This is a genomic window from Pseudobutyrivibrio sp., assembly GCF_015057185.1.
Taxonomy (GTDB): domain Bacteria; phylum Bacillota; class Clostridia; order Lachnospirales; family Lachnospiraceae; genus Pseudobutyrivibrio.
In genome coordinates this window covers 83,204-90,084 of sequence record NZ_SVEV01000011.1, presented here as the reverse complement: position 1 = coordinate 90,084, position 6,881 = coordinate 83,204, and the positions used below count along the sequence as shown (strand labels likewise).

The window sequence follows — 6,881 nt, the reverse complement described above, 5'->3', positions numbered from 1 at the left end:
TGTCCTCCTATGGATTTAAATGATAAAATCATTAGTTGTATTTGTCAACTATTTTATGATATAAAAAAGCCACATAGTCGATACAAACAACTATGTGGCAATTCCGTGGGCATATTCATTTATCTTATTTGCGATCTATTGCTTATGATATTTAATACGTATGCTAACCTATCTGATCAATCCTCTTTCAGACCTATCACATAGTTATAAATCCCGACCAGGGGCGCCTGTAGCGTTAGTTGCTTTATACGCATCAAAAGCTCAGGCCATTCTCTTTTATACGAAAGATACTCATATGTGTTCCGCGGTATTATCACTCTTCCCCCCGGCTTTATCTTATCCATCGTCTTAAACACCGGATCCAGGAAGGTCATCCATATCGGATGATCTTCCTCCTCCATATCCTTGGGTATCATGATCAGTTTCAGCATCCCTTTTCGAAGCGGATGAAATGATTTTTTCTTCTTAAGAGCAAAGCCTTCAGGATCCAGATAAGCATCCAGCATCGCATCCGATTCATGCTGACCGTTTATACTGTCAATATAATTTGCCTCTAAAAATCTCGATTTGTTTATTTCACTGCTTTCAATTATATCGAATCCCTATCTATCAGAGAATACACTATTCAAAAAATCATAAAAAAGAACAGCTACCTCTTCCGAGATAACTGTCCAATGTAAGGTTCTAATTTAAGATGTTTCAACGTTATTCTTCAGCCTGTTTTTTCTCTTTCTTTTCTTTTTTCTTGAGTTCATAACTTTTAACTGAGAAGTAGCCGATAAAAAGAAATCCTACAATAGCTGCTAGGATATTTAGTCCACTTGGGAAAATATGAGCGGTACCACATAATAGCAATCCTAGAACAAATAAAGAAACTAATTTCTGCTGTTCGTTTGATGATTTCATTTTTATATCCTCCTATGTTGGTTGTTTTCGTTTAAAGTTTATTTGAATAGCATGATGAGTACTGCGGCTATGCCGCCACATACTACAGCAGCTATAACACCTGACAAAATAGTCGACAATACTTTCTGATAAGGTCTTTTCGCCTCTTCTCTTATCTGATCTTCTTTAGAAAGCGTCTCTCCTTTTGTAAAGGCTATAATCTCTTTATAAGTCTGAACATTATATTCCTTTTTGTACTTCTCGATTCTTGTAGCAAAATACATTGTGCAGGCAAACAGCACTACAAATGGTATAAAAAACCAAAATCCAGTAAAAAAAGCCAGTACTGGTGTTGTAATAAGAATGGCTATCATGGATATTACCATTCCTATCGCATAGGTATTCATCTTATTAATGTCTGTCTGCGTCTGTTCCGTGATAATTCTTTCCATCTTTTCAACATCTCCTTTTAATAGTTGGTCAACGGAGACACCAAATGTTTCACTTAGAAGCAATACGCTCTGAATGTCTGGATAGCTTTTGTCATTTTCCCAATTAGAAATTGTCTGTCTTGAAACAAAAAGTTTCTCAGCTAATTCATCCTGGTTAATATTTTGTGCTTTCCTTAATTCTTTAATTCTGTTCCCAAGTTCCATAGTCGTATGTCTCTCTTTCCACCTCAGAATATCGAGATATTGATTTCATTACCATCAAAATGCTTTGACATTTACACTTTTTGTCCATGTCAAAATCTTTTTACATGCCGTAAAATAGGCATTTCTAAACACTTTTATAATCTTAACATATTACTAATGCTAAAAGATACGTATAGGTGCAAAAAAGCAGCTATCTCGATTTGAGATAACTGCTATGTAAAAACCTAAGCTAAGCGTTGCAACCAATTTCACTTTCAAAACTTTAATTATTTTTTACTTTTGAAAATGTCTCACATCTCCCCCACCTGTTTTATTTATACATATCATCCAATGTAATTAATTTACAATCCCTTGCATTCTCTTTCACATATTCTGAAAAACCGCCAAGAGAAAACAGGCATACTACTGGATTGGTTGTAGGAATATATTTTATTTTATCCAATAATTTTTCATATTCAGTTTTGTCAAACTGAGAATTTTTAAATTTGCATTCCCCAACTAAAAGAATTTGTTTTCCATTCTTTCCCAGCAAATCAATTTCAATTTGCTTCTGTTTTCTCTCTTCATCTAATACTGTATCCTGGTAGTCTGTAATATCAGTAAGAATAGGGAAATCATCTACACCTGCATGTGACAAAAGATATTCCTTTGCCATTTTTTCAAATACTTTTCCCATAAAATCATGTAAATGATCTTTTACCGCAGAATAAAAATAGGCTTCACCGTTATCTGCATTTATAAGACTGGTTGCTCTATTTACATATTTGAACCAAAATTCAAGCATACTATCATTAAGAATATAATACGGTTTCTTTGTAACTCGCCTTTCCAGCAATTCGGCCTTAACAAGTACTTTTAATGGATAAGTCACTTCATCAACCCCAACATACGATGCAATTTCACTATTCTTTGTATGCCCAGTTGCTACTGCAGAAATAATAGAATTGTATAATGCTGGATTTTTTTTGTCGTTACTGACTACCGTTTTAATTTGCTCTTCTGAAAAGTATCCACCAACAGAATAAAACTGGTCAATTATATTTTCTTCCAAAGATTCCGATACATCAAACTGTTCGATATACTTTGCAACACCATTTGTAAGTCCATAACAAATAGCTTTTTCTTCGTTAGTATATCCATCCAGAAATTCTGCAGTTTCAATATAATTAAAAGGACGCAGCTTTAATTCTAGGTTGCTTCGACCATGTAAAGGAGCTGTTTCTGCCAATACTTCATCCTTCATAAAACTAACCAAAGAGCCGCATATTATAAAGAACAGATTACCTTTTTTCCACTTTGTATCAATCTGCTTCTGAAGAACAGACTGAATATAAGGGCACTGTTTTGCAAGATAAGGATATTCATCTATAAAAAAAACTATTCTTTCCTTTTCAGCCTGTTTTCCTATATAATCAAATAAATTTTCAAAACTATTAAAACTAATATTTCCTAATAATTCCGGTGACAAGGCGTTTAAAACAGATTCCGTCATCATAGATAATAGTTCTGCCTCGCCTCGTTCAACTGCTGTGAAAGATATGCTCTTGCAGTCATGATCATGCATGAATTTATTAATAAGTTTCGTTTTACCAATTCGACGACGTCCATACAGAACAGTCATTACAAAACCACTTTGTTTAAATTTCTTATCAAGAATTCTTAATTCTGTTGTTCTACCTCTAAATATATCCTGCATATGGCACCTCCATAAGTCGTAATCAATCTCACCGAAGTTCACTTCGCCTAAATGAACTTCGGTAAAATAATTATATACATAAATACACCAACTAGCAAGCAAAAGAGCAGCTACCTCTTTCGAGATAACTGCTCTATGTAACGTTCATTATTCAATTAGGTCGACAAATTTGAAGTTGATAATGCATTTAAAAGATTGTTGATATGTTCCCATGCAACAAAATCCGGACAATTCCTATAACAAACAAGTGTACCGGATAGTAGAAATAAAACAGCCACTTCATGCCCTTCCACTCACCACGCTTTCCGTTATATTTTGCCAAAATCGGAATCGTGAGGAAAGTAAACATCTGAAGTATTCCATAAGGCTTATCCAAAAACAGAAAATATACCGAGGCATAGATTGCTGACCATAACACAATATCTCGTGCCTGTGCCTTAAAGTTTCCTCTATGAAGATACAGATAAAAAGGACACATCGCAGCTATGCTTGACCAATCTGATGGAAAAGCGATTAAACTTATAATAACAGTAAGAATTATTTCCACTGGCGTTGAGACCTTCCCACTGTCATGAATCGCAACAATGACAACGGCCCAAGCAAGCGACCATATTACACCTGTCTGGTTAAACACCCCTGTTGACAGTGGAACAAACGGTATCCCAAATGCAAAATCATATGCAAAATGCGATATAACAGCGAGTATAAACAATCTCGTAATATATTTCTTCCTGTCATGCGTGTAATAACACCCCTCTGCAATAAAAAACCACATAATCGGAGCAGTAAGCCTGCCAATGATATGAAGAGCATATACATACCAGATATGCTGTGTTCCTGGAAATATCGTCCATACCAAATGATCGATTGTCATTGCGATAATAGCGATAAGCTTAATCTGATTAGAATTTAATCCCGTTTTTTTAGTCTCCATTTTTCAGTCCTTCCAATTCGTTGGTACTATTTTTGCACCATTCAAGAAGTATAGTTTCAAAGGATTTCCAAATATTGCATCTTTACGACATTTTCATTAAAAAATATAAATGCCTTGTGTGATAAATCTGCTATAGGATTATAATGGAAAATCATAATAAAACATATACCCAAGGCAATGGTATAACTAACCAATATAGGCCATATCTTATACGTTAATTTTATTTTTTTATTCAACAAATCTATAATCAACGGAATAATCATTATGATTGCAAAAATAGCGCTAACTATATTATTTATTAACCTTCCCGCTTCTGTATAACATACTGCGTACATAGTACCATCGCCAAAATCTACCGAAAGTGAAGGTTCCTGAAGATTAAATCCATAAAAAAAAGATATAAATATAAAACCATAAATAATAAATAATAATAATTTCTTTCTCATCATGACCTCTGGCAATTTGAAGTTATCAAGCTTTCGCTTATAGAAGAGCCCTACAAATATCGATTTATCACAAAACAATATAATACTGCATCAACTCATACTTAAGCTTTGTGCCTTCCTCAATATCAGCAGGTAGCAATGCTCTTGCTACTAGCTTAAGCTCATCTGAATCTATATCCGTTCTCTTAAGATTTGCATAATCCCCATCTATATTTACAACTGTGTAAAACCAAGTATCCATAGTATCTATCTCCTATTTTCTTAAATTATCTTCCTTCTCAAAAAAAGCCGTCTTCAGCTGCAGATATTCCTCGTCAGTACAGACTTCTCTACACTTAGGCTCGAACGATTTGGTAACTTGAAAACATTCCTTCATGTTATCGCATGGATATTCCTGACAATCAGCACATATTTTGATACCTCTATCCTCGCAACAATTTACCACATGATATCTACACCAGTTTTCCGGTTTACAACCCATACAGGAAATTTCATCATTCGTCACAAGATAATCCCGATACCCAATCTTCATCCACAACTCTGCCGTATGACGCAATTCTTCATCTGACTTTTCGTATGGATGCGCCACGTACCTTGGGCAGGCTGCGCAATTATTTCCACAAGCAGCTAAAATCTTCTCCAATTAAAATCCCCCTGCAAACTCAAATTTAAACCACTGTATATCCTTCAGCAGCCAATACATTCAATGCACGCTCAAAATTTTCTTCTTTTACGAGAATATAATCTGTGTTATATGTCGATACTGCAAAGATTCCAATTTTGTGCTCTGCAAGAATGCCAGATAGTTTTGACAAGATTCCTATTAATGAAAAATCAAGAACTCCCTGAATGCGGAATCCTCTCCACCCATCTTCACGTTCTATCGTATTTATAGGCGTATCTTCCGTTTTGCAAACTAACGATACCTCTTCATCTGTCTTTCCAATAAAATAGAACTCTGCCTCTAAATTGATACTCGATACCTCTGCCACTTTACAGACTGTTAATCTGCAATCTATTTTCTTCAATTCCATCTATACACCCTCTACATTTGGATTATATTAAGCCCTATAATACTATTCTCATAGATACCGTTCCGTTTTCACAGCCTAATTCCTCGAAATCCATACGCTTATATAATTCATAAGCTGTTTTCATTACTTCAGGTTTAGTAGTAAATGTCAATTGGTCATACCCAAGCATTCGCGACTTTTCTATCATGGAATTAAGTAGAACTCTTGCATACCCTTTCCCACGATACTCAGGTTTAATAAACAATCGTTTTCCTTCACAGGTTGTAACATCTACTTTTTTTTATAGCTATACAGCCTGCAGGTTTACCATTTTCATAACCAACAAGAATCGCTCCACCCTTGTAAAAATTATTTAAATCGGCCAATTCTTTATCAAAAGAAACAAAGCATCCCTCGGCACCTTTTATCTGAGAATACTCAATGAATAACGCTTTTGCCACCTCAGTATCATTACATTCTTTTACCTCAAAAGTTCCCAATTCTTGTTATCTCCTTCTAATTATTTTTCTACATAATAACTTCCACTCAATTTGCTCTATAAATTTGAATTTGTGCGATTACGACTCAACAAAAGAATTGATTTCCTTCTCCAAAAGACGAAATACATTAGCAACCAAATATCCATCTGCAATTGCGTGATTAAGTCGAACAGTTACAGGCATAACAAGTCTACCGTTTTCCTCTCTGTATTTCCCCCAATTGATAATAGGAGCAAAGAATAAATGTCCATCAGGCAATTCAATATTAAGCGAGTCATATGAAAGCCATGATATATAAGATGCATCAAACCAGTTTGGATGATTTGCCATGTCTAAACCATATTCACGAGTCTTCTTCGCTTCCTCAACATCATTTAAAGCACCAGTGTAAAACTTTTTATATTCCTCAAAATACTCTGTATATACCGGCGTACAGGTTTCCGTATCTTCATGAAAAACATACTGCGTAGGATTTATTACGTCATAGCAAATCAGCTCATCTGTCTGCCAAAGATACCCCATTCTGTAATCTTCACGTGAGTTCAAAACTTTTGATAGAATATAAAGGAAATTTATATAAAACTTTGTCCCATTTCTTTTGGAATACTCAACGAGATACGTAACGTCAATTCTTGCAGTCATTGAAGTCGAACATTTACAGTCTTCCGAGAAGTGACGAAACACTCCTTTTCTATAGTATTTTTCTTTATCAATTATCTTATAGTTCATTTTTATTACCCCTACAAAACTG

12 protein-coding genes are annotated in these 6,881 nt (G+C 34.8%); all 12 read right to left on the bottom strand.

Translation table 11 applies throughout. From position 1 onward, the window contains the following. Nucleotides 1-176: 176 nt before the first annotated feature. Nucleotides 177-506: a hypothetical protein gene (locus tag E7276_RS06220; RefSeq protein WP_294215098.1), complete on the bottom strand. Its 330-nt coding sequence runs from the start codon at nucleotides 504-506 to the stop codon at nucleotides 177-179. Nucleotides 507-705: 199 nt separating this feature from the next. After that, the gene (locus E7276_RS06215) at nucleotides 706-906 is read right to left on the bottom strand and encodes a hypothetical protein (RefSeq protein ID WP_294215095.1); all 201 of its coding nucleotides are present in this window, start codon (nucleotides 904-906) and stop codon (nucleotides 706-708) included. Nucleotides 907-944: 38 nt separating this feature from the next. Next, nucleotides 945-1,541 carry a helix-turn-helix domain-containing protein gene (locus tag E7276_RS06210; protein WP_294215092.1) on the bottom strand — a complete coding sequence of 199 codons (597 nt, stop codon included), beginning with the start codon at nucleotides 1,539-1,541 and terminating at the stop codon, nucleotides 945-947. Between the two features lie 310 nt (nucleotides 1,542-1,851). Then, a complete protein-coding gene (locus tag E7276_RS06205) occupies nucleotides 1,852-3,237 on the bottom strand; it encodes an ATP-binding protein (RefSeq protein WP_294215090.1) in 1,386 nt (461 codons plus the stop codon). A 187-nt stretch (nucleotides 3,238-3,424) separates the two neighbouring features. After that, entirely contained in the window at nucleotides 3,425-4,171 is a 747-nt protein-coding gene (locus E7276_RS06200; protein WP_004604716.1) for a TraX family protein, read from the bottom strand. 56 nt (nucleotides 4,172-4,227) lie between these two features. Further along, a complete protein-coding gene (locus E7276_RS06195) occupies nucleotides 4,228-4,617 on the bottom strand; it encodes a hypothetical protein (protein WP_022759733.1) in 390 nt (129 codons plus the stop codon). Between the two features lie 67 nt (nucleotides 4,618-4,684). Beyond that, nucleotides 4,685-4,858 (bottom strand): chorismate--pyruvate lyase, encoded by a 174-nt coding sequence (locus E7276_RS06190; protein ID WP_294215071.1) that lies wholly within the window; start codon nucleotides 4,856-4,858, stop codon nucleotides 4,685-4,687. 12 nt (nucleotides 4,859-4,870) lie between these two features. Continuing rightward, complete coding sequence (locus tag E7276_RS06185; RefSeq protein WP_294215070.1) at nucleotides 4,871-5,260, bottom strand: DUF3795 domain-containing protein; 390 nt, start codon at nucleotides 5,258-5,260, stop codon at nucleotides 4,871-4,873. Between the two features lie 25 nt (nucleotides 5,261-5,285). Next, complete coding sequence (locus E7276_RS06180) at nucleotides 5,286-5,651, bottom strand: ACT domain-containing protein (RefSeq protein WP_294215067.1); 366 nt, start codon at nucleotides 5,649-5,651, stop codon at nucleotides 5,286-5,288. Nucleotides 5,652-5,685: 34 nt separating this feature from the next. Then, complete coding sequence (locus E7276_RS06175; RefSeq protein WP_294215065.1) at nucleotides 5,686-5,895, bottom strand: GNAT family N-acetyltransferase; 210 nt, start codon at nucleotides 5,893-5,895, stop codon at nucleotides 5,686-5,688. A gap of 10 nt (nucleotides 5,896-5,905) precedes the next feature. Next, nucleotides 5,906-6,130 carry a hypothetical protein gene (locus tag E7276_RS06170; protein ID WP_294215063.1) on the bottom strand — a complete coding sequence of 75 codons (225 nt, stop codon included), beginning with the start codon at nucleotides 6,128-6,130 and terminating at the stop codon, nucleotides 5,906-5,908. 78 nt (nucleotides 6,131-6,208) lie between these two features. Then, nucleotides 6,209-6,859, bottom strand: coding sequence for a CatA-like O-acetyltransferase, family 3 (locus E7276_RS06165; protein ID WP_028247323.1), 651 nt, complete (start codon nucleotides 6,857-6,859; stop codon nucleotides 6,209-6,211). Nucleotides 6,860-6,881: the final 22 nt, after the last annotated feature.